Origin of the sequence: Paenibacillus sp. Aloe-11 (genome assembly GCF_000245715.1) — a bacterium.
Lineage (GTDB): Bacteria > Bacillota > Bacilli > Paenibacillales > Paenibacillaceae > Paenibacillus > Paenibacillus kribbensis.
The window spans coordinates 219,022-239,311 of record NZ_JH601067.1 but is presented as its reverse complement, the minus strand read 5'-3'; the positions used below and the strand labels follow the sequence as shown (position 1 = coordinate 239,311).

Below are 20,290 nucleotides of genomic sequence, written 5' to 3'. Positions count from 1 at the left end.
CGCATTGCTGCCGTTTGTCAGCTTGGGTGGGTTGGTGCTACAGCTCCCGCTAGGTATTTTAAGTGACCGCTGGGGACGTAAAAAGGTGCTAATGAGCGTAGGTATAGCAGGTGGCTTGACCTTTATGCTGTTGCCCTGGAGCGGCAATCATTTTATGTTCACTTTAGTATTGCTGACCATAGCCGGAGGCTTGGTGGGTTCTTTTTTCTCCCTCGGCTTGGCTTATGCTGCTGATCTGCTGCCCAAATCATTTTTGGCAGCCGCCAATGTACTGGCATCCTTTCATTTTAATCTGGGAAGCGTGATCGGACCTAATATTAGCGGAGGTCTGCTGGACTTTGGGACCCAAGGAAGTATGTTTATCGTTCTTGGAGGCAGCTACGTCGTTTTTGGCTTGCTGGGGCTGTTGGCCAAAAAAAGAGCATTGACGGCTTAAAACTGCGGTTAGCATGGCATTTGTTTTATATTTGCTATAAACTATAGACAATATTGATGGCGGACAAAGGGGAATCACATAGATGATTAAAATTCAGAAGCTGACCAGGCAAGTGGGTCCTGAGCGTACCCCGTTACTTCGAGGAATTGATGCTGAAATTCATCAGGGCGAGCTCATTGCCATAGTGGGACCAAGCGGGAGTGGCAAAACAACGCTGCTTCGCTGTCTTGCTTTGCAAGAACCATGGCAAGAAGGCAGTTTGATTGTAGATGGCAATGATGTGCTGAAATCCGGTTGGACGGGCAAGATGAAAATAAAGCGCGAATGGGCATACCTGGAGCAAAATCCGCATCTAAATATGAATCGGACCGCTCTCAAAAATGTGCTCATCGGCAGATCCGGTCAAACTCCATGGTGGAGAATGGCGACTGGTATGGTTCGCTCTGACGATTATATGGGAGCGATGGATGTACTGGAGGAACTGGGACTGCTGGATAAGGCACATGATAAATGCGACAAGCTCAGCGGCGGCGAACGACAGCGAGTGGCGACAGCACGTGCTCTCGTTCATGGAGCCAGGGTTATTTTGGCTGATGAGCCTGTAAATGGTCTTGATCCAACTTCAGCGTCACATGTGATGGATACCTTCCGCAAGCTGGCTTCTGATGAACGGGTGACGATCATTACTGTACTGCCGCTGGAAATGGCTGAAAGCTTTGCATCCCGTATATGGGGACTGAACAATGGCGAATTGGTGTTTGATATCCAGGGCAGACGGTTGACACAAGCAGAAAAGAACAAATTATGAAGGGAACGGCAAGTGAAGTGAAAATAATGCTGTTGAGAATGTTGGCTGGCTGCTGTCCCTTGCTGCTCCTTGCTGGATTTTTGAGCGGTTGTAATGTCATTAGCGACCCGGTTTCGCTAATGCAGACACCGACGATGTCTGACGAGAAACAGCAGCTGAATGGCGCAGTGATTACGCAACTAGGAGGGGTGCAGCCGCTAAGGCCGAATGACCCGGATGACCCGACACCCATCCGGACCGGGGATTTGAACAATGATGGCACAGACGAGGCAGTGCTCTTTTATGAAACGCCGGATGAGAGTGTAAAAATACATGGTGCCTTGTTTGAGGATCAGGGCGGGACATGGGTAAAGAAGCTGACGTTTGATGGAGAAGGCACCGTATTGGAATCATTTAAGCTCGTGGACTTAACGAATGACGGTACGCTCGATATTGTTGCGGGTTTTTCGAGCGGAGATAGTGGCGACAACGTAGATCAGAAGGGGCTTATCGTATATTCTTATACTGGAGGAACCCTGGAGAAAATTTATGCTACAGGCTATACGGATTTTGTCGTAGACGATTTTAAACATAACAAGATGGATTTGAACGGGGATAAACTGAATGACTTGACGATTATTTTGCTCCGTCGCAATGAATTCTTTACGGTCAAAACATTCCAATTCAGCGGGGGAACCTTTAAGGAAATCGGATCGCTGGATTTGGACAGTCAGGTCTTAAGTGTCTATAATGTCGTCGCTGGCAAGGTAGCGGAGGATAGGCAGGGGATCATTATTGATACCAAAATTGCCCAGACTACTACCGTTTCCAATGTCATTGTGATGGATCACGGAAAGCTCAGGAAGCTTAATCTTATGGATGTTACTTTCAAGGATGCGACCATCGCCAGTGGTGATGTGGATGGTGACGGTATTCTGGAATTTGGTAATTTGGAGAAGCCTAAGGGCTGGAGCAACAAGCCGCTGGATGAGGTTCCGTATTTTGTATCGTTCTATCAGTGGGACGGGAAGAAAGGGACGATTTTCAAGCAGCAGCAGTATCGTGATTCCAATGAGCAGGTTTATTTCAGGTTACCGAAGGAGCTGCACGGCAAGGTGACCATTGATCCAAAGGTTTCAAGGAAGGACAGCTATTTGCGGTTCATTCTGAGCGATACAGATAAGACGGTAGCGGAAATAAAATATTTCTCGTTGTCACAATGGGAACGAAACAACGAAGGTTATAGTCAACTGTGGCGAACGAATGCACAGGTGATTGGCATTAAGCGATCCAGTGAGCTGGAACCACATAAACCGATTAAAAACAAGCTGGGGGAAAGGCAGGTAGAGTAGAGTGAGTAAAGTTTTAATTATGGAGGACGAGGAATCCATCCGTAGTTTTATCGTTATTAATTTGAAACGCAACGGTTTTGAGGTGTTGGAGGCATCGGAAGGGCATGAGGCACTAAATATTTTGAACACGGTGCGGGATATTGATATCGCGCTGCTTGACGTGATGGTGCCTGGAATGGATGGCTTTGAGGTTTGTCGGAGAATTAGGGAAACGAATGAGCGTATCGGCATTATTTTTCTCACAGCTAAGGTACAGGAGCAGGATAAGGTATATGCCTTGTCCGTGGGGGCTGATGATCATGTGAGCAAGCCTTTCAGCCCGACGGAACTGATTGCACGTATTCAGTCGTTACTGCGCAGGGTGAATGTGCATCGCGAGACAGCAGCCAAGGTATCCTTCCAGTCCGGTCCGTTTACGCTGGATTTGATTGCCAAGCAATTTAAGAAAAACGGGCAGCTGATCGAGCTGACACCAACAGAGTTCTCGCTGATTCAATTTTTCCTGGAAAAAGAAAACACACCGCTCAGCCGAGATGTTCTGCTTGACCACGTTTGGGGCAAGGAATATATGGGCGATCCGAAAATTGTGGATGTGAACATCCGACGTTTGCGGCAGAAAATCGAAAACAACCCTTCCGAGCCCGCTTTTTTACAAACAGTGTGGGGACATGGATATAAATGGAAAGGTCAGTCTCAATGATCAAAAAAGGGATTCGCAGACAGATTGTGCTGCACTATTTTTTCGTAGTGTTCTTGGCGCTTCTGTTAGTTGAGGTCATTTTCATGCTTCTCATCCGGTCGTATTATTATGACTCCATCTATAAAAAAATCGAGAATCGCATCTCATCGGTAAGTGAGTTTGCATCCAAATTCAAAGAGCCGGAGCAATCCTTGCAATCGTATTTGTTGAATACATTTTCCCTAAATGGCACGGAACTGCAATTGCTCGATGAACAGGGAAATGTCATTGATAACTCGACGAATTTTGCGGCAGATCTAAGTGTGCAGACGAGTGATGTGACACAGGCGCAAGCCGGAGATATGGGAAAATGGATCGGAAAGCAACCGGGTACGGGCCAGCAGGTGATGGCAGTATCCAAAAAACTGGACAACATCGTCGGAGATCAAGTGTACATTATCCGGTATACAACCTCGCTGGAATTGGTAAATGACAAGTTGTTCACCATTACGGTGTTTTCCGTGGGAATCATGGCAGCTGTACTGATTATAGTGTTTGTAGTGAGTACAGGTCTCGCCAATTCCATTGTCAGACCCATTAACAATATCCGCGATGTATCTGCCCAGATGGCGCAGGGGCGGTTTGATGCACGCATCAAAGGCGATTACCGCTATGAGCTGGGGGAACTGGCTTCGACGCTGAATTATATGGCACAGGAGATTGTTAGAACGAATCAAATCAAGGATGATTTTATTTCATCCATATCCCATGAGCTGCGTACCCCGCTTACTTCCATAAAGGGCTGGAGTGAAACGTTGAATTCTGGCGGCTATGACCCGGAAGAAACGAAGATCGGGATGCAGATTATATCCAAGGAGACGGATCGGTTGATCGGCTTGGTAGAGGAAATTCTCGATTTTTCAAAGCTGGAACAAAACGCCATGAAGCTTGTCATGGGAACGGTGGATCTGCGGGAGTTGCTGCAGGAAATTATGCTGAACGTATGGGCCAAGGCGGAAATGAAGCAAATTAAGCTCCAACTGGATGCAGAGGAGACGGCATATCTCGTGCATGGAGATGGTAATCGTCTGAAGCAGGTGTTTCTGAACATTGTGGATAATGCGATCAAGTTTTCGCATGAAAGCTCGATTATTTTTCTGTCTCTGCAACGGATTGGGGACAATATTGAGATATCGGTCCAGGATACAGGAATTGGGATTAGTGAAGAAAACCTGGCCAGAGTAAGAGATCGCTTTTTCCAGGTAGACCATCAGAATGGCGGTACAGGACTGGGATTGGCAATTTCACAGCAGTTTGTAGAACTCCACCATGGACAAATGCTCATCAGAAGTGAACTGGGAGCAGGAACCACGATTACAGTTTCACTGCCTGCTTTGCAAGCCGAGCAGGCCAAGGAACCGCCGCAGCTTATGGAAGGCTAGAATGTATACTCGAAGCTGGTTACAGGTTTCATTAAAACAGCCAGTCCTCGTCATATTGGAGGGCTGGCTGTTTTAAATTATGCGTACTGTTTATGAAGTAAAGCCTTCAGCACGCAGGCGTGTATTACGCTCATAGGCTTCTTTCAGCATACGAGCTGTTTGCGGACGCACCGCCATTTTGCCAAATACCGTTTCATTGGGCCCGATGACCATAATTTCGCTCGGGTTCCCTTTGATGACGGCACCGTCACGAATGACCGCACCTTCGCCGACAATCGCATGCTCAATGTGCACATTGCGCCCGATACGCGTGTCAGGCATAATGATACTATCTTTAATAACTGAGCCTTTACCTACCTCAACATCACCAAATATGACAGAGCGTTCAATTTGACCTTCGACCTGGCAGGAGTCGTGCAATAGGCTGCCCATAGGCGGTGCTATACGGTTAGTTAGCTTGTGCGCACTCAATCTTGTGCGGCGTTCCCGCGTGTACATAGGCCAGTCCGTCCGTTGAAGATCAATTGCGCAATTCTCTTGCAGCAGGTCCATGTGAGAATCCCATAAACTCTTAACGGTACCTACGTCCTTCCAATAGCCCTGAAATTCATAAACGTACAAGGATTCTTGATCTGCCAGCATTTTGGGAATGATGTCTTTACCAAAATCATGACTGGATTGATCATCCAGTGCGTCCTCCAGTAGATAACTTTTCAAGTAATCCCATTTGAAAAGATAAATTCCCATAGAGGCCAAATTACTTTCTGGTTTTTCCGGCTTCTCGGCAAATTCCGTAATGCGCAAATCTGTATCGGCACTCATAACACCAAAGCGGTGCGCTTCATCCCAAGGAACCTCCATAACAGAAATCGTAGCCGCGGCACCTTTACCTTTGTGGTAGTCCAGCATTTCACGATAATCCATGTAGTAAATATGATCACCGGATAAAATAAGCACATGCTCTGGATTCTGGCTGTCTACATACTCGATATTTTTATGAATAGCGTCTGCTGTTCCCAAATATTCAGCATTACCTGTATTATAGGATGGGAGCAGCGTAATTCCTTTGTCGTCTGTTTTTGTAAGCCCCCAAGGTGTCCCGTCTCCAATATGCTCGTGTAAGGATTCCGCCTCATATTGCGTCAGTACACCCACCGTGTCAATGTCCGAATTTACGCAATTGCTGAGAGGAAAATCGATAATTCGGTAATGACCGCCAAAAGGTACGGCGGGCTTTGCAATCGTTGAAGTAAGGGGGGCAAGACGGCGTCCCTCTCCGCCTGCCAGTAGCATGGCAATGCATTCTTTGTTAAACATTTCGTTTCCCTCCCGGTTTAGTTGCCTGTTGTAGTACATACATAAACGGTATGGGGTGCTCTTGAAACCATCAGGTGTATAAGATACCCCAAAAACCAAGGTTTATTTTTTTCGTAGTCATTTTTCTGTTCATTGTGGCTAGAATGGGGTAATGATACAAACATATAAGGGTGGTGACGTGATGACAAAGCAAACTCTTCCGCAACAGGCTGTATCATCGGAAGATATTTATTTGTTTCATGAAGGAACGCTTTATTTCAGCTACCGATCTTTGGGTTCCCACCTTACTGTGGAGAACGGAGAACAGGGCGTCCGTTTTACGGTCTGGGCTCCTCATGCTCTCCATGTCGGGCTTGCTACAGATCGTAACAACTGGAATGGGGAACAGGATTCCTTATATAGAGTTCCCAAATCAGGTTTTTGGAGTCGTTTTTTTCCGAGGATATCCCAAGGAACTTTTTACAAATACGATATTACGGGTGCAAACGGTGAACGTTTTCTGAAAGCAGACCCCTATGCGGTTCGTGCTGAGGTGAGACCGGCAACGGCTTCTGTGGTCGCTTCTTTAGATGGATATCATTGGAATGATGCGGTTTGGCGCCGAAAACGCAGAGTACTATATGGAAAGCCTCTTCATATATACGAGGTCCATCTCGGTACTTGGAGGCAAAAAGAAGACGGAACGTTTTATACATACAGGGAAATGGCAGAGCTTCTTGTGCCTTATGTGAGCGATATGGGGTATACACATATTGAACTTATGCCGTTGAGTGAGCATCCATATGACCTTTCTTGGGGATATCAGCTTACGGGATACTTTGCACTGACAAGCCGTTACGGTGAGCCGCATGATTTTATGTATTTGGTGGATCGTTGTCATCAGGCGGGAATTGGAGTGCTTATGGATTGGGTTCCGGCTCATTTTGCGAAAGATGCTCATGGATTGAGACGATTTGACGGGTCGCCACTGTTTGAATACGCGGACCCGCTAATTGCAGAAAAACCTGGCTGGGGGACATTGACGTTTGATTATAGCAAGCCGGAAGTACGTTCCTTTTTGATCTCTAACGCGTTGTTCTGGATGGAGATGTACCATATAGATGGCCTGCGTGTGGATGCAGTGACGAGTATGTTGCGCCTCGATTTTGAAAAGCAGGATGGACAATATTGTATGAACTCCAAAGGAGGCGTCGAAAATGAGGAGGCGATCGCTTTCCTTCAACAACTGAATGAGACTGTATTCCGCTATTATCCATATGCCCTTATGATGGCAGAGGAGTCCAGTGCCTGGCCAATGGTGACCTCCCCGGTAAGCGATGGGGGGCTTGGTTTTAACTATAAATGGAACATGGGCTGGATGAACGATACGCTTGATTATGTTCAAACGGATTTCGACCGTCGGCCTGAGCGCCATAATTTGCTGACGTTCCCCATAGCCTATGCATACAGCGAAAATTTTACACTGCCGTTGTCGCATGATGAGGTCGTACATGGTAAAAAGTCGCTGCTTGATAAAATGCCGGGCACTTATGAGCAAAAATTTGCCGGACTGCGAGCGCTTCTCGGCTACCAAATAACCTCACCAGGTAAAAAGCTCTTATTTATGGGCGGGGAATTTGGCCAATTTATTGAATGGAAGGATCAGGATCAGCTCGACTGGTTTTTGCTGGATTATGACAGTCATCGGTCTGTGCATGTCTATACGAAAGCGCTGAATCATTTGTATATTCAGGAAAAGGCATTATGGGAGCTGGATCATTCGTGGGACGGCTATCAGTGGATTGAGGCGGAAGACCGTAGGCAGAGCGTAATTACGTATTTGCGTAAAGGGAAAAAGCCGGGAGATACGCTGGTTGTGCTTATTAATTTTCAGCCTGTGCAAAGAGAAAATTATCGAATTGGACTGCAAAAGGCAGGAAGCTATATGGAAATGCTGAATAGCGATCATAAGGATTTTGGAGGGAGCGGACAGTTGAATTCCGGAGTGATCCGAACCGCCAAAATTCCTTGCCACGGACAGCTTTACAGCCTGGAGGTGACCATTCCACCCCTCAGTATTGTTATACTCAAGAAGGTGCCCCGGAGGCCTAAAAAAGCAGACTAACCACATAGGGAGGAAGACCATATGAATATTTTGTTTGCGGCAGCAGAAGCACATCCATTTATTAAAACAGGTGGGTTGGCTGACGTCATTGGCGCACTGCCGAAGGCACTTCGTCAGGCGGGGTGTGACGTCCGCATCATTTTGCCTAAATATGCGGGGATTCCTGATACGTATAAGAGTTCATTGCGGCCTGTAACGATAAAGCATGTACCTGTGGGCTGGCGCGAGCAATATTGTGGAGTAGAGGAACTGACGTTGGACGGAATCAAGGTTTATTTTATAGATAACGAATATTACTTCGGTCGCGAAGGCGTTTACGGCTACATGGATGATGGCGAGCGCTTTTCCTTTTTTAACAGGGCCGTTTTGGAAATACTTCCTGATCTGGATTTTCGCCCGGATATTCTGCATTGTCATGACTGGCATACAGCCATGGTTCCGCTGCTTCTGCATGCTGATTATCGCCATTTGCCCTTTTACAGCGAAATTCGCACGGTGTTTACGATACATAATTTGCTGTATCAGGGGGATTTTCCATATGAGGTCTTAACAGAACTGCTGAACCTGGATGGTAGCTATTTTACCCCCGAGGGTGTGGAGTATTACGGCAGATTGAATTTTATGAAGGGGGGACTTACTTACTCGGATCATGTCACAACTGTGAGTCCAACCTATGCTGAGGAGATCCAGACGGAGTTTTACGGATATGGGTTAGAGGGTCTGCTTCACAAGCTGGGAGAGCAGGGATGCCTGTCAGGGATTGTGAATGGAATTGATACCACAAGCTATAATCCTGCCACGGACAATCGTATTTATACGAAGTATCGTACCAGTTTGGCCAAGAAGAAGGAAAACAAAATTGGCCTGCAAAAGGAACTGGGGCTACCGATTCGTTCGGATGTGCCTTTAATGGCCATGGTCACCCGGCTTGTCGATATGAAGGGGCTTGATCTGGTAACCAGAGTGCTTGACGAGATTTTATATTATGATGATATTCAATTTGTCGTGCTGGGCACAGGAGATCCTGCCTTTGAGCACTGGTTCCGGGAGGCGGCGGGGCGCCATCCTGCTAGAATGTCAGCGCAGCTTACCTTCAGCGAGCCTTTGTCACGAAAAATATATGCTGCAAGCGATATGTTTTTGATGCCGTCGAGGTTTGAGCCTTGCGGAATCAGCCAACTGCTGGCGCTTCGTTATGGAAGTATTCCAATTGTGCGAGAAACAGGTGGGCTGAACGACACCGTGCAAGCTTACAATGAATCCACAGGGGAAGGAAACGGCTTTAGTTTCACGAACTATAACGCACATGACATGTTGCATACGATTCGTCGTGCTGTTGATTTTTATCGCCTGCCTGAGCATTGGTCCAGACTTACACAGACGGCTTTTGCAGGAGAGTATAGCTGGGATGTGTCAGCCGAAGCGTATATGGATATTTACCGTTCGCTAACAAAGTCCGATTGATTGAATTTGACTAAAAAAGGGGCATCCCTTTAGCCAGTGATGGCTGAGGAATGTCCCTTTTGGCTGTAGAATGGGTTCATATATGGCTGCTCCTTTCTGGAAAGAAAGAGGAGTAAGCTTAAGAAGTTCCGTTTTTTAACAGAGCGAATTCTTCTTTAATTTGTGCCAGCAGTTCAGGGTTCGTGATGACATCACAAGCAGTCCATGCCAAGGTTCTCGCCGCCAGGAGCATTCCTTCCATAGCCCGGTCCTGCATCGCCAAATCGCGGAATTCAGGTGTATGCAGGGCATGCTTCTCGTCAATAACTTGAATGTACGGATGAATGGCAGGGCAATGCAGCGATACGTTTCCGATATCCATGGAGCCGTGATCTTCACCTTCCGTTATGTCCTCTAGTGCAATTCCGGTCTGCACCAAATTTGCAGTAAAGGTATCGGAAAGCACGCGGTTAGTCACCATTTCATCATAAGAAGTCTCGTAATTGGAGGTCTCCAGCCGACATCCAGCTTGTAAAGCCGCTCCTTCGGCAATTTGAATAACTCGGCGGGTCAGCGTGTTCAGTTCATGACGTGTAGCCGCTCGCACATAAAACTGGGCAGAAGCGTAATCTGGAATGATGTTGGCTGCCTGCCCACCATGATTGATAATGCCATGGATACGTACTGTACTTTTCACCTGTTGGCGAAACGCATTGATGCCGTTGAACGTTTGGATCACTGCATCCAGTGCGTTAATGCCTTCATGCGGACTGGCCGCCGCGTGAGCAGATTGACCAAAAAATTCAAATTGTACAGCATCCATTGCCAGCGATTTACCTGATTTCTCGTAGTGGTCATAGGGATGCGTCATAAGTGCTATGTCGCAATCATCAAACAATCCAGCAGCGGCCATCGGAACCTTTGCACCGCGTGTTTCTTCGGCAGGTGTGCCATATACCCGTACTTCTCCACCAACCTCATCGATGACGGATTTGAGACCGACGGCAGCTCCGGTACTCATCATGCAGATCAAATGGTGTCCGCAGGCATGTCCGAGTCCTTTCAGAGCGTCATATTCCGCCAGAAAAGCGATAATTGGTCCGGGCTTGGCTGCTTTATAAGTTGCAATAAAGGCTGTTTCTATGCCCAACACAGGTGCCTGAACCTCAAATCCGTGAAAGACGAGTTCTTCTTTTAAACGGGCAGCGGCCAGAAATTCCTCATTACCAAGCTCAGGATTCGCGCCAATAAATAACGAAATGTCCTTAAAGCGCTGGGCATGCTGCTCAATGGTCTGCTGAATGCTCTGTTTAAAATCCATGTTGAAAACTCCTTTATATAAGCTGTAATGTAGGTACTGCGTCAGATACGCTGAAATTGTACTATAACATTCATTGCATAATCATGCATATTCATTTATAATGACACAATCTTATTTATTATAAAGAATTTAAGGGGAGAAAAAAAGATTGAAAAAGCTATATCGTTTTACCGCCCTGATTTTGACGGCGGTTATCTTGCTGTTGGCTGGCCTTCCCATGCTCACTGCATATGGAACGGAAGCAAAGCCACAAAAAAAACTTGTAGTGGGCATGAGTGCCGACTTTCCACCGTATGAGTTTCATAAAGTTATTAACGGTAAGGATACCATTGTTGGGTTCGATGTTGAAATCGCCAAGGAAATCGCCAAGGATCTGGGTGCGGAGATGGTCCCCGAGGACATGAGCTTCGACTCCTTGCTGCCTGCCCTGCAAAGTGGGCGCGTAGACTTGGTGCTGTCCGGTATGACACCAACGGATGAACGCAGAAAGAGCATTGATTTTTCCGACGTATACTACCGCTCCAAGCAAGTCATAATGGTACGCCCGGAGGATAAGGACAAATATCCGACGATGGCGGCTCTGAAAGGCGAGAAGCTCGGCGCGCAAAAGGGCAGTATCCAGGAAGAAATCGCTCAAAAAGTGCCCAATGCCTCTGTAACCTCGCTGGATAAAATATCCGACCTGGTGCTTCAGCTGCGGACAAATCGTATCAACGCTGTCGTGATTGAGGATACAGTTGCCAAAGGATACACACTGGACGGTACTGTAACGCTTGCCAAGGCGGTGCCTGAGGATGAGGGAGCAGAGACAGCCGTAGGTATTCGCAAGGGGAATACAGAACTGCTAGCCTCTGTAAATAAAACGCTCGCTCGCTTGAAAGCAGATGGTTCTATTGAGAAGTTTTCGACAGAAGCGAGTGCCCTGTCTGCCGATCGTCAGGTTTCTTCCAATAGTATTGTTGATATTTTTTGGAAATATCGCAGCTTATACGCTACAGGAATTGGCTACACGCTGTTGCTGTCTGCGCTCGGAGTACTGTTCGGATTTGTCATTGGTTTGATTATATCCTTGCTGCGAATGAGCGGTATACGTATTATTGAGTGGTTGGGGACGACTTACGTTGAGGTACTGCGTGGTACACCTATGCTGGTGCAGCTCATGATCATCCACTACGGGATTGCTCTGACGCTGGGTGTCAATTTTACGCCACTCCAGTCCGGTATAATTACGTTGTCACTGAATAGCTCGGCATACTTGGCTGAAATTTTCCGTGCAGGTATTCAGGCGGTAGACCGTGGTCAGATGGAAGCTGCCCGCTCGCTCGGTATGGGACGGGGCAAAGCTATGCGTCATGTTATTTTACCGCAAGCCTTTAAGTCTATTTTGCCTGCAATCGGTAATGAATTTATTACGATTATTAAAGAATCGTCCATTATTTCCACTATAGGTATGGTGGATATTATGTATCAGGCCCAGGTCATCAAGAATATTACCTACGAAGGATTAAGTCCATTCTTAATCGCGGCCGCTATTTATTTTGTAATGACATTCAGCTTGTCCAAGCTGCTGGGTTTATGGGAAAGGAAGTTGAGAGCCAGTGATCACCGTTAAACAACTGCGTAAATCGTTCGGCAAAAACGAAATTTTAAAGGGAATTGATATAGAAATCGCCAAAGGGGAAGTTGTCGTTATCATCGGTCCCAGTGGTTCGGGAAAAAGTACGTTTTTGCGTTGTATGAATCTGCTGGAGCAGCCGACAGACGGCGAGATTTTGTTTGAGGGCGAGCCGATAACGGCCCGTGGCCATAACATTAATGCGACTCGGGAGAAAATGGGCATGGTGTTTCAGCATTTTAACCTGTTCCCGCATAAAACAGTGCTGCAAAACCTGACACTTGCACCAATACAGGTTAAAGGTCAGTCCAACAAGGAAGCAGAGAAAATTGCGTTGGAGCTCCTGCGTACCGTTGGGCTTGAGGATAAAAAGAATACCTATCCGAACCAGTTATCAGGGGGTCAGAAGCAACGGATTGCGATTGCACGCGCTTTGGCGATGCAGCCGCACGTGATGCTGTTCGATGAGCCTACTTCTGCTTTGGACCCTGAAATGGTTGGGGAAGTTCTCGATGTAATGAAAAAGCTCGCTGAAGGCGGCATGACGATGGTGATTGTCACGCATGAAATGGGTTTTGCACGTGAGGTAGGGGATCGGATCATCTTTATGGATAAGGGCCAAATCGTGGAGCAAGGGACACCAGAACAGGTTTTTGGTACACCAAGCCATGAACGCACCCGAGATTTTCTTGCCAAAGTGTTGTAACGAATTGATTCATTAAGTTATAAAGCAACCCCTCCGCAGTCAATAGGGTCTTGACCACAGTCCTATGTCTGACAGGAGGGATTTTTCTTTTTCTGTCACTATTTCCCCATATTTTCGTAACAGATACCGATTTCATAGTGACAAAATTGTAATGAATATAGTATGATGTTCAAGGTTCCCAACATTTTCATGCAGATAAGGTTACAAAATTGTGATATTATGCAGTAAGCCAAAACTTGCCGGGCCAGCATAAAGCTCATGATATACGCCGAATGCTTGGACCAAAACTATGGGAAGTGCGGGGGACGTAACAACGGCAGTCATTCCGATTCGTCATAAGACGGATAGGAATGGAAGCTGCCTAGGGGTGAATTGCAAAAAAGCATAGGGCTTCTCCTGAGTCCGAATCCGACAGCTAACTTCGCAGGCATAACAGAGGAGGTACATATCTTTTGAAACATCTGAAACGTATTGGACAAACCATGAAATTTGCGGTGCTTGCCGCAGCTATTGCAGGGCTGGCACAAACAGCCGGAGTAGCGAATGCCGCTTCGCTACATGCTGCCAAAGAGGGCGATACCTTCTTCTTGCTTGCTCAACGTTATGGAGTATCGGTAGACGAACTGACGAAGGCAAACCCGAATATTGCCCCGGGCAACATATATGCAGGTCTGCAAATTAAGGTGCCTGGCGACACAGGTGTGAAGGCTGCTTCGGATTCGAAGCCACAGCTTCTTAAGGAGACAGCACCAGCAAATGAGGGTCCAACGATTAAAGCATGGGGCAAAACATTCAATTACAGTAAAGTAGTTGATGTTAAAGCTACAGCGTATTCTGCCGCAGGTGATGAAAATGGCAAATGGGGCGCGGTAGACTACTACGGCAATCCGCTTAAGCTAGGTACGATTGCGGTAGACCCGAACGTAATTCCGATGGGAACGAAGGTACTAGTTACAGGGTATTCCCACCCTGGCCTGCCAGACCATTCTTTTGTGGCCGTCGCCCGCGATCAAGGCAGTGCCATTACAGGCAAGCGAATTGATATCTTTATTCCTGGCAGCAAATCATTTGTGAACGATTTTGGCTTTCAAAATGTGAAATTATACGTTATTGCTAAATAACATTGCCTTGAACACAGAATAAATGAACATAATATATATTATGTAAACTTAATGCATAGATTTTACAATTTAATAAATGGGATCAGGTTTAAAACAGGCCCACACATAAAAAGCTGTCTTGACTAGCAGAATGCATCTGCTGGCAGGACAGCTTTTTGGTTGATCTAGTTCGGTGCTCGCTCCTTAAACAACCCCTTTATTTCCGTTCCGATGTGTGGAGCAGCCGGGGAACTGTAACGAATTTGTAGCCCTTGGCCTTCAGGGACTGAATTAGACCCGGAAGGGCCTGGACTGTGCCTTGCAGGTTGGAGCTTTGTCCTCCGCCTGCGTGCATTAAAATAATGGAGCCGGGCCCGGTAGCAGGGATCACATTGCGCTGGATTTGTGTTTTACTTAGTCCCTTCCAGTCGAGGGAGTCTACATTCCAATTGACAATCATGTAGCCATGGCGACGTGCCCACTGGATTTGAGGCTCCGTGATTTCGCCATAAGGTGGACGAATCAGCTTGGGACGAAAACCGGCGCTGGCTTGTAAAATACGTTCTGTTTTCGTAATCTGATTGCGAAAGCGTTCTGGTGTAGCCTTCCTGAAATCCGGATGGGTATAAGAATGGTTCCCTATCGCATGACCTTCACGGATAATACGGCGGATGATACCCGGATGTCTCTCCGCGCGGTGACCTACGATAAAAAAGGTGGCCTTGATGCCGTTCGCGTGCAAAACATCCAAAACCTGTGGTGTATATCTGGAATCGGGTACATCATCAAAAGTTAAGGCAATTTGGCGGGTATGCGGGCCGCACATTTTAAAAATGTCGGCATGTTTTTTTCGCAGCATGCCTAAGGTAGGAGCTGTCCGGTCTGTACTTTGATGTACAGAAGAAGTAACTGCCGCTTCCTTGGGATGGTGCGCTCCGATGCTGGGAGGCACATCCGCGTGAACAGGAAAACTCGTAAATGCTAGTAACAGTGCCATACTTGGTAACACTCCTCTGTACGGCATATGTATTCCCCCTTTCCGTCCAGTGGTACGTGGTACCTAGTGGTGCTCTCAGCTATTATGCACCTGCCCTATTAAAATTATGCCGCTAAATCGGGTTAGGCTCATATGCAATGGGATGATAGCATATGATGATGGATATGAGTGAAAATGACGAAGCTAAACGTACATATTTTCTTAACCTGACTGAAAACAACAGCATTTTAGCAGGTTTTAGCCCGATAACGGATTCGGTATACTGTGACAACTGATGTATAATGGAGATGCAATTCATAATTGTACAGACATGGAATTGAAGGAAGGATGGATAAAAGTGACCGACTTGTTTACTTCTTATCAATTAAAGGGGCTGGCTTTAAAAAATCGGATTGTTATGCCCCCGATGTGCCAATACAGCGTGGAGGCCAAGGACGGAAAGCCAACGGATTGGCATCATGTCCATTACGTTAGCCGGGCGGTAGGCGGCACTGGACTCATTATTGTGGAAATGACAGCGGTTCACCCGGATGGACGCATTACGGATCGTGATTTGGGCATTTGGAGTGACGACCATATTCCTGCATATCGTAAAATTGTGGAGGAAGCTCACAAATACGGTGCCAAAATTGGAATTCAATTAGGCCATGCCGGTCGTAAGGCTGAGGATGCTGAGCAGCCTGTGGCTCCGTCCTCAATACCCTTTAGTGATCGCTTTAAAGTACCGCACGCCTTGACGACAGCTGAAGCCAGGGAACTGGTTCAAGCTTACAAAGAAGGTGCACGTCGCGCAGTGGAAGCCGGTTTTGACACGGTTGAGATTCATGGCGCTCATGGTTATCTGATCCATCAATTTCATTCCCCTTTAACCAATACAAGAGAAGATGAGTATGGACAGGATTTATCTTTGTTTGGTGTTGAGGTAGTAGGTGCTGTTAAAGAGGTTGTTCCTGCTGATATGCCTGTGATCATGCGGTTATCTGCCAAAGAATATGTCGAGGACGGTTATGATGTGGAATACATATCAGGCATAGGGGAACGCTATCGCGATGCAGGTGTGGATATTTTTCATATTTCTTCCGGTGGCGAGGGGCCGATTGGTTCGGGCGGAGGTCCGTCTGCGCGTGCTGGCTATCAGGTGGATTTGGCCCATCACATCCGGGAAAAGCTGAATGTGCCCGTAATTGCTGTCGGCTTACTGGATGATTATGAGGATGCCAGCCGGGTTATTCGGCAGAAAGAGGCGGATTTGGTAGCGATAGGCCGTGCCATGTTGCGTGACCCCTATTGGGCGCTGCATGCATCGCGGGCGTTGAAAGTACAAGCGGATATCCCGGAGCCTTACCTGCGCGGCTTTTAGGATTTTTGAAACCCTCATGCAAAACTTGCGTAAACATGTGTACAGAGCTTAAAATTTAAGCATTCAACTCTAGGAGGAACTTCACATGTCTATTTTCAAACGATTAAGAGATCTTACGATGTCCAACATTAACGCGATTATCGACAAGGCAGAAGATCCAGTCAAAATGACAGATCAATACATTCGTGATATGCAAGAGGATCTGGAAGATGCCGAGAAAGCGGTAGCTGCTCAAATTGCTATTGAAAAGAGATTCAAGCAGCAATATGAAGAGCAAGCGGCTTTGGTGAAAAAACGTGAAGAGCAGGCTCATACCGCAGCGAAAGCACAAAATGTGGATCTGGCCCGTCGCGCGTTGGAAGAAAAGAAATCTGCCGAGCAAAAGATGAACGAGTTTAAGGCTGGTTATGATCAGAACAAAGCCGCAGCCGATAACCTGCGTGGCAAGCTGGATGAAATGCGCAGACAGCTGACAGAAATGAAGAACAAGCGCGAGACACTGGTTGCCCGCTATAATGCAGCTAAAGCACAAACTGAAATTAACAAAGCAATGAACGGTTTTAGCTCAGATACGGCAACTGCCGGATTGAAGCGTATGGAAGAAAAAATGCTGCAAGCAGAAGCGCGTGCTGAAGCGAGCAATGAAATGTCCTCCAAGGAAAAATCGCTGGATGAGGAGTTCAAGGAGCTGGATAAGAAAAGCGCCGTGGACGACGAGCTTGCTGCTTTGTTGAAGCAATACGAAAATAAATAAGCAGTGTGAGCATTGCTATCAGCGTAATGGTTAGGAAGCGAAGGAGAAATGTTTTCTCCTTCGCTTTTCCCTGCCTGGAGGCGTAAAGCAACATAAATGAAGGTCAAGAAGATGTGGAGGATGGGATGAAATGCATTTTTTAGAAACGATGAAGGCGATGCTGGTATGGACTGGTGCGGGTGCCGTTTTGCTGTTCGTGTTGATGTATGTCGACTCTTTATTTACGAAGTATAAGGATTTTGCCGAAGTGAAAGCCGGTAATATGGCTGTAACGGTACGAATGATTATGAAGCTGATTGCACAGGGGTACATTTTGTCAGGTTCCATTGCTACAGCTAACAATTTGCTAGAGGCGCTTGTGTACTCGGTCATTGCTTTTGTCATCCTGTTTATTTTGGAAATTATTGTACGTTTACTGTTGCGGTACTGGGCGCAGTTTGATCTGGATAAAGGCACACAGGAAGGCAAAATTGGTTTTGGTCTGTTTTCAGGGACGCTGCATCTGGTTGGCGCCTTGATTATTACAGCATGCTTCTAGGCTAAGAAAGGCAGGGAAAGTTATCATGGGTGTGTGGAAACGAATTTCAAATCTGTTTGCCAAGCCTGAGCCGCCAAAAGCGGAGAAGAGTATGCTTCACTTAAATCCGGGTGATATCTGTGAAGTGTCGCTTGTCACCTATGAAGTGGTAGGCCGAGTACATAATCGTGCCCGGAATGCCGTTGTTTTGACGCTTCAGGATGGTAATCAAGTCAGCTACCTTCATATTGAGGAACGGGAAACGCTCCAATTTGGACTTTATCAGGCTATCGATGGCAGGTTGGACAACCCGGAAGAAGTGCCGACTATTTTGGAATTGGATGATACAACGTATCATTTGGAGGAGCAATATTCTGGGCATGTTACGGTTATGGGGCGTGCGCCATTCCGACAGGGTGGAGAACAGCATGTTTGGCAATACCAGTCGGATGACTATCATCTGCTGCGGGTAGAGTGGCAGGATGGTCGCTTTATGCTTTATGAAGGTGAAGAAGTGATTACCGGAGACGTCAAGGTTATTCGGGCAAGCTAGGAGAGGGTTACACATGAGCAAACGCACCTGGCAGTATGCATTAAAGGTTATTGTGGCGCTGAGCTTGTTCGTATCCGTGCTAAGCGGCTGCGGTGCGCCAAATGTGAAAGATACGTACCCGCTGGAATCGGTAAGCGGTAGCGGAAACTCAACCTCATACGTGTACCGGGCCGCTGGCAAAACGGTTCCAGAAGTAGCAGAGGAATTGAAAGAACAGCGTACACCGGAGCAAATGTCGCCGCAGAACAATGAGCGGATGTTTCTCGTATATAGCGATGAATGGTACCATTTGCAGCAAGACCCAGCCAAGAAGGAAGATACGTTAATTGAGGTCGACAGTAAAAAGTATGTCGAACAAAATTACAGTTCCAGCTTTCTAAAAGGATACTTAACGGCAACTGTGCTGGATGCACTCTTTGATTCATTGCGTGGCTCAGGTTCTTACCGGGGCTACTCCAGCAGAGATGTATACCGGCCTTCTCAGGGGCAATACCGTGCTCCTACGGTGCAGGAAAAGAAAGCTATTCCTCCGATTACAGTGGAGCGGAAGGGCTCGGTAACTCGTCGAGGCAAGGGATCAGACTCCACGGTCGGATCAGGCGGAAGCTTGTTTGACAGAGGCTCCAGCAGCAGTTCACCAAGCAGAGGCTCGATTTCACGTGATCAGGGCAGCAGCGGTTCCAGCATATTTGGCTCACCGCGCAAATCTTACAGCAAGCCTAAAACACGTAGTGGCTCAGGCAAGATTAGTCGACGAAGTCGACGATGATGGTCATGCAGCTCAAGCAGCTCGGGAGAGATCCCGGGCTGTTTTTTGTTCCATATCAGGAAGCGGATTTGCCAGAAAGCGGTTTTAGAGTTATAACAGAAAGGGGAACTACAGAAGAACGGAGTGACATTATGAACCAGACATCTTTAGACTTGGGAAAATTTCAGCGTAAAGCGATTCAGGTGGATGAGGCACAGAGCCGAATCGCGGGGCATGTCAAACAGGGAGAACGGGAGGAGGTAGGGCTGGAGCAGGCGCATGGACGATATTTAGCGATGGACTTGACTGCACCACATCCGTATCCTCGTTTTCGTCGCTCTGGTATGGACGGGTATGCAATTCTGGGCTCGGACACCGATGCCTGCTCGTCCGGTCAGGAGATTTGGCTGCGCGTTGTGGACGAGATTCCATGCGGTTCCGTATCGGACAAGCGGGTAGAGACGGGCTTGGCGGCCCGCATTATGACAGGAGCACAATTACCAGAGGGAGCCGACACCGTTGTCATGCTGGAGGCAACACAGCTGCGCGAGGAAGATGGACAGACATACGTCGGCTTGAAGAAGCGTATGGAGATCGGCAAAAATGTAACGCCGATTGGTCATGAGATTCAGGAAGGACAGCTCCTGCTCAGTAAAGGAACTTGCCTGGGACCGGGGCATATCTCGGTTTTGGCTACCTTTGGTGTACATCGGGTTCCTGTTTACAGGAAGCCACGGGTGGCCGTTTTTTCTACAGGCTCGGAATTGCTTGCGGTGGATGAACCGTTACAACCGGGAAAAATTCGAAACAGTAATACATATATGCTGGCATCTCAAATCAGGGAGGCAGGAGGAGAACCCTTCATCCTGCAAGCCATTCATGATGAGCTTGATCTGGCCCGTGCTGCTGTACGTGAAGCAATCGCAGCCTATGATATCGTCGTTACGAGCGGCGGTGTATCGGTAGGGGATTATGATATTATGGGTGACCTGGTTCGCCAGGAGGACGTAGATATGCTGTTCAACAAGGTCACGATGCGTCCGGGCAGTGTGACAACAG

General features: G+C 47.3%; 19 protein-coding genes and 1 riboswitch. Of the genes, 16 read left to right on the top strand and 3 right to left on the bottom strand.

The features are described from left to right. From WG8_RS29065 to WG8_RS22195, 5 genes are all read left to right on the top strand, one after another. The coding region (locus WG8_RS29065; protein ID WP_007432529.1) for an MFS transporter at positions 1 to 436 on the top strand (436 nt) is incomplete at its 5' end. Between the two features lie 82 nt (positions 437 to 518). Further along, positions 519 to 1,244: a phosphonate ABC transporter ATP-binding protein gene (locus tag WG8_RS22210; protein WP_007432528.1), complete on the top strand. Its 726-nt coding sequence runs from the start codon at positions 519 to 521 to the stop codon at positions 1,242 to 1,244. Then, complete coding sequence (locus tag WG8_RS22205) at positions 1,241 to 2,575, top strand: hypothetical protein (protein ID WP_007432527.1); 1,335 nt, start codon at positions 1,241 to 1,243, stop codon at positions 2,573 to 2,575. The genes WG8_RS22210 and WG8_RS22205 overlap by 4 nt, the downstream gene beginning before the upstream one ends. A gap of 1 nt (position 2,576) precedes the next feature. Continuing rightward, entirely contained in the window at positions 2,577 to 3,275 is a 699-nt protein-coding gene (locus WG8_RS22200) for a response regulator transcription factor (protein ID WP_007432526.1), read from the top strand. Then, positions 3,272 to 4,696: a sensor histidine kinase gene (locus WG8_RS22195; RefSeq protein ID WP_007432525.1), complete on the top strand. Its 1,425-nt coding sequence runs from the start codon at positions 3,272 to 3,274 to the stop codon at positions 4,694 to 4,696. Before WG8_RS22200 ends, WG8_RS22195 begins: the two co-directional genes overlap by 4 nt. 90 nt (positions 4,697 to 4,786) lie before the next feature. Here the strand turns inward: WG8_RS22195 and WG8_RS22190 are convergent, their stop codons facing one another. Continuing rightward, complete coding sequence (locus WG8_RS22190) at positions 4,787 to 6,013, bottom strand: glucose-1-phosphate adenylyltransferase (protein ID WP_007432524.1); 1,227 nt, start codon at positions 6,011 to 6,013, stop codon at positions 4,787 to 4,789. A 181-nt stretch (positions 6,014 to 6,194) separates the two neighbouring features. Here WG8_RS22190 and glgB point away from each other — a divergent pair, with 181 nt between their 5' ends. Beyond that, positions 6,195 to 8,117 carry a 1,4-alpha-glucan branching protein GlgB gene (gene glgB, locus WG8_RS22185; RefSeq protein WP_007432523.1) on the top strand — a complete coding sequence of 641 codons (1,923 nt, stop codon included), beginning with the start codon at positions 6,195 to 6,197 and terminating at the stop codon, positions 8,115 to 8,117. Between the two features lie 21 nt (positions 8,118 to 8,138). Then, a complete protein-coding gene (gene glgA / locus WG8_RS22180; RefSeq protein WP_007432522.1) occupies positions 8,139 to 9,581 on the top strand; it encodes a glycogen synthase GlgA in 1,443 nt (480 codons plus the stop codon). A gap of 118 nt (positions 9,582 to 9,699) precedes the next feature. On the opposite strand, the gene WG8_RS22175 is transcribed toward glgA, so the two are convergent. Continuing rightward, positions 9,700 to 10,881 carry a M20 family metallopeptidase gene (locus WG8_RS22175; RefSeq protein WP_007432521.1) on the bottom strand — a complete coding sequence of 394 codons (1,182 nt, stop codon included), beginning with the start codon at positions 10,879 to 10,881 and terminating at the stop codon, positions 9,700 to 9,702. A 148-nt stretch (positions 10,882 to 11,029) separates the two neighbouring features. Here WG8_RS22175 and WG8_RS22170 point away from each other — a divergent pair, with 148 nt between their 5' ends. The 3 genes from WG8_RS22170 to WG8_RS22160 all read left to right on the top strand — a co-directional run bounded on the left by WG8_RS22170 (position 11,030) and on the right by WG8_RS22160 (position 14,323). Next, positions 11,030 to 12,493 carry an ABC transporter substrate-binding protein/permease gene (locus WG8_RS22170; protein WP_007432520.1) on the top strand — a complete coding sequence of 488 codons (1,464 nt, stop codon included), beginning with the start codon at positions 11,030 to 11,032 and terminating at the stop codon, positions 12,491 to 12,493. Continuing rightward, positions 12,480 to 13,202 (top strand): amino acid ABC transporter ATP-binding protein, encoded by a 723-nt coding sequence (locus tag WG8_RS22165; RefSeq protein ID WP_007432519.1) that lies wholly within the window; start codon positions 12,480 to 12,482, stop codon positions 13,200 to 13,202. Before WG8_RS22170 ends, WG8_RS22165 begins: the two co-directional genes overlap by 14 nt. A 269-nt stretch (positions 13,203 to 13,471) precedes the next feature. Continuing rightward, positions 13,472 to 13,647: riboswitch (cyclic di-AMP (ydaO/yuaA leader) on the top strand. 7 nt (positions 13,648 to 13,654) lie between these two features. Continuing rightward, entirely contained in the window at positions 13,655 to 14,323 is a 669-nt protein-coding gene (locus tag WG8_RS22160; protein ID WP_007432518.1) for a 3D domain-containing protein, read from the top strand. Positions 14,324 to 14,519: 196 nt separating this feature from the next. Here WG8_RS22160 and WG8_RS22155 read toward each other — a convergent pair whose 3' ends face one another. Further along, on the bottom strand, positions 14,520 to 15,326 hold the full coding sequence (locus WG8_RS22155) for a polysaccharide deacetylase family protein (protein WP_043891330.1): 807 nt from the start codon (positions 15,324 to 15,326) through the stop codon (positions 14,520 to 14,522). 310 nt (positions 15,327 to 15,636) lie between these two features. Here WG8_RS22155 and WG8_RS22150 point away from each other — a divergent pair, with 310 nt between their 5' ends. The 6 genes from WG8_RS22150 to WG8_RS22125 all read left to right on the top strand — a co-directional run. Then, positions 15,637 to 16,659, top strand: coding sequence for an NADH:flavin oxidoreductase/NADH oxidase (locus tag WG8_RS22150; protein ID WP_007432516.1), 1,023 nt, complete (start codon positions 15,637 to 15,639; stop codon positions 16,657 to 16,659). Between the two features lie 85 nt (positions 16,660 to 16,744). Beyond that, complete coding sequence (locus tag WG8_RS22145; protein WP_007432515.1) at positions 16,745 to 17,413, top strand: PspA/IM30 family protein; 669 nt, start codon at positions 16,745 to 16,747, stop codon at positions 17,411 to 17,413. A 130-nt stretch (positions 17,414 to 17,543) separates the two neighbouring features. Further along, complete coding sequence (locus WG8_RS22140) at positions 17,544 to 17,951, top strand: DUF350 domain-containing protein (RefSeq protein ID WP_007432514.1); 408 nt, start codon at positions 17,544 to 17,546, stop codon at positions 17,949 to 17,951. 25 nt (positions 17,952 to 17,976) lie between these two features. Continuing rightward, a complete protein-coding gene (locus WG8_RS22135) occupies positions 17,977 to 18,483 on the top strand; it encodes a DUF4178 domain-containing protein (RefSeq protein ID WP_007432513.1) in 507 nt (168 codons plus the stop codon). A 13-nt stretch (positions 18,484 to 18,496) separates the two neighbouring features. Continuing rightward, the gene (locus WG8_RS22130; protein WP_007432512.1) at positions 18,497 to 19,252 is read left to right on the top strand and encodes a DUF4247 domain-containing protein; all 756 of its coding nucleotides are present in this window, start codon (positions 18,497 to 18,499) and stop codon (positions 19,250 to 19,252) included. 131 nt (positions 19,253 to 19,383) lie between these two features. Continuing rightward, positions 19,384 to 20,290 (top strand): molybdopterin molybdotransferase MoeA (locus WG8_RS22125; protein WP_442950085.1); only part of this gene is annotated, 907 nt, incomplete at its 3' end.

Bases quoted from the DNA above. Each gene is read 5' to 3' on its own strand.
- WG8_RS22140 (WP_007432514.1), top strand. From the start codon at position 17,544: ATGCATTTTTTAGAAACGATGAAGGCGATGCTGGTATGGACTGGTGCG.
- WG8_RS22155 (WP_043891330.1), bottom strand. From the start codon at position 15,326: ATGCCGTACAGAGGAGTGTTACCAAGTATGGCACTGTTACTAGCATTT.
- WG8_RS22190 (WP_007432524.1), bottom strand. From the start codon at position 6,013: ATGTTTAACAAAGAATGCATTGCCATGCTACTGGCAGGCGGAGAGGGA.
- glgA (WP_007432522.1), top strand. From the start codon at position 8,139: ATGAATATTTTGTTTGCGGCAGCAGAAGCACATCCATTTATTAAAACA.
- WG8_RS22145 (WP_007432515.1), top strand. From the start codon at position 16,745: ATGTCTATTTTCAAACGATTAAGAGATCTTACGATGTCCAACATTAAC.
- WG8_RS22210 (WP_007432528.1), top strand. From the start codon at position 519: ATGATTAAAATTCAGAAGCTGACCAGGCAAGTGGGTCCTGAGCGTACC.
- WG8_RS22130 (WP_007432512.1), top strand. From the start codon at position 18,497: ATGAGCAAACGCACCTGGCAGTATGCATTAAAGGTTATTGTGGCGCTG.
- WG8_RS22135 (WP_007432513.1), top strand. From the start codon at position 17,977: ATGGGTGTGTGGAAACGAATTTCAAATCTGTTTGCCAAGCCTGAGCCG.
- WG8_RS22195 (WP_007432525.1), top strand. From the start codon at position 3,272: ATGATCAAAAAAGGGATTCGCAGACAGATTGTGCTGCACTATTTTTTC.
- WG8_RS22175 (WP_007432521.1), bottom strand. From the start codon at position 10,881: ATGGATTTTAAACAGAGCATTCAGCAGACCATTGAGCAGCATGCCCAG.
- WG8_RS22205 (WP_007432527.1), top strand. From the start codon at position 1,241: ATGAAGGGAACGGCAAGTGAAGTGAAAATAATGCTGTTGAGAATGTTG.
- glgB (WP_007432523.1), top strand. From the start codon at position 6,195: ATGACAAAGCAAACTCTTCCGCAACAGGCTGTATCATCGGAAGATATT.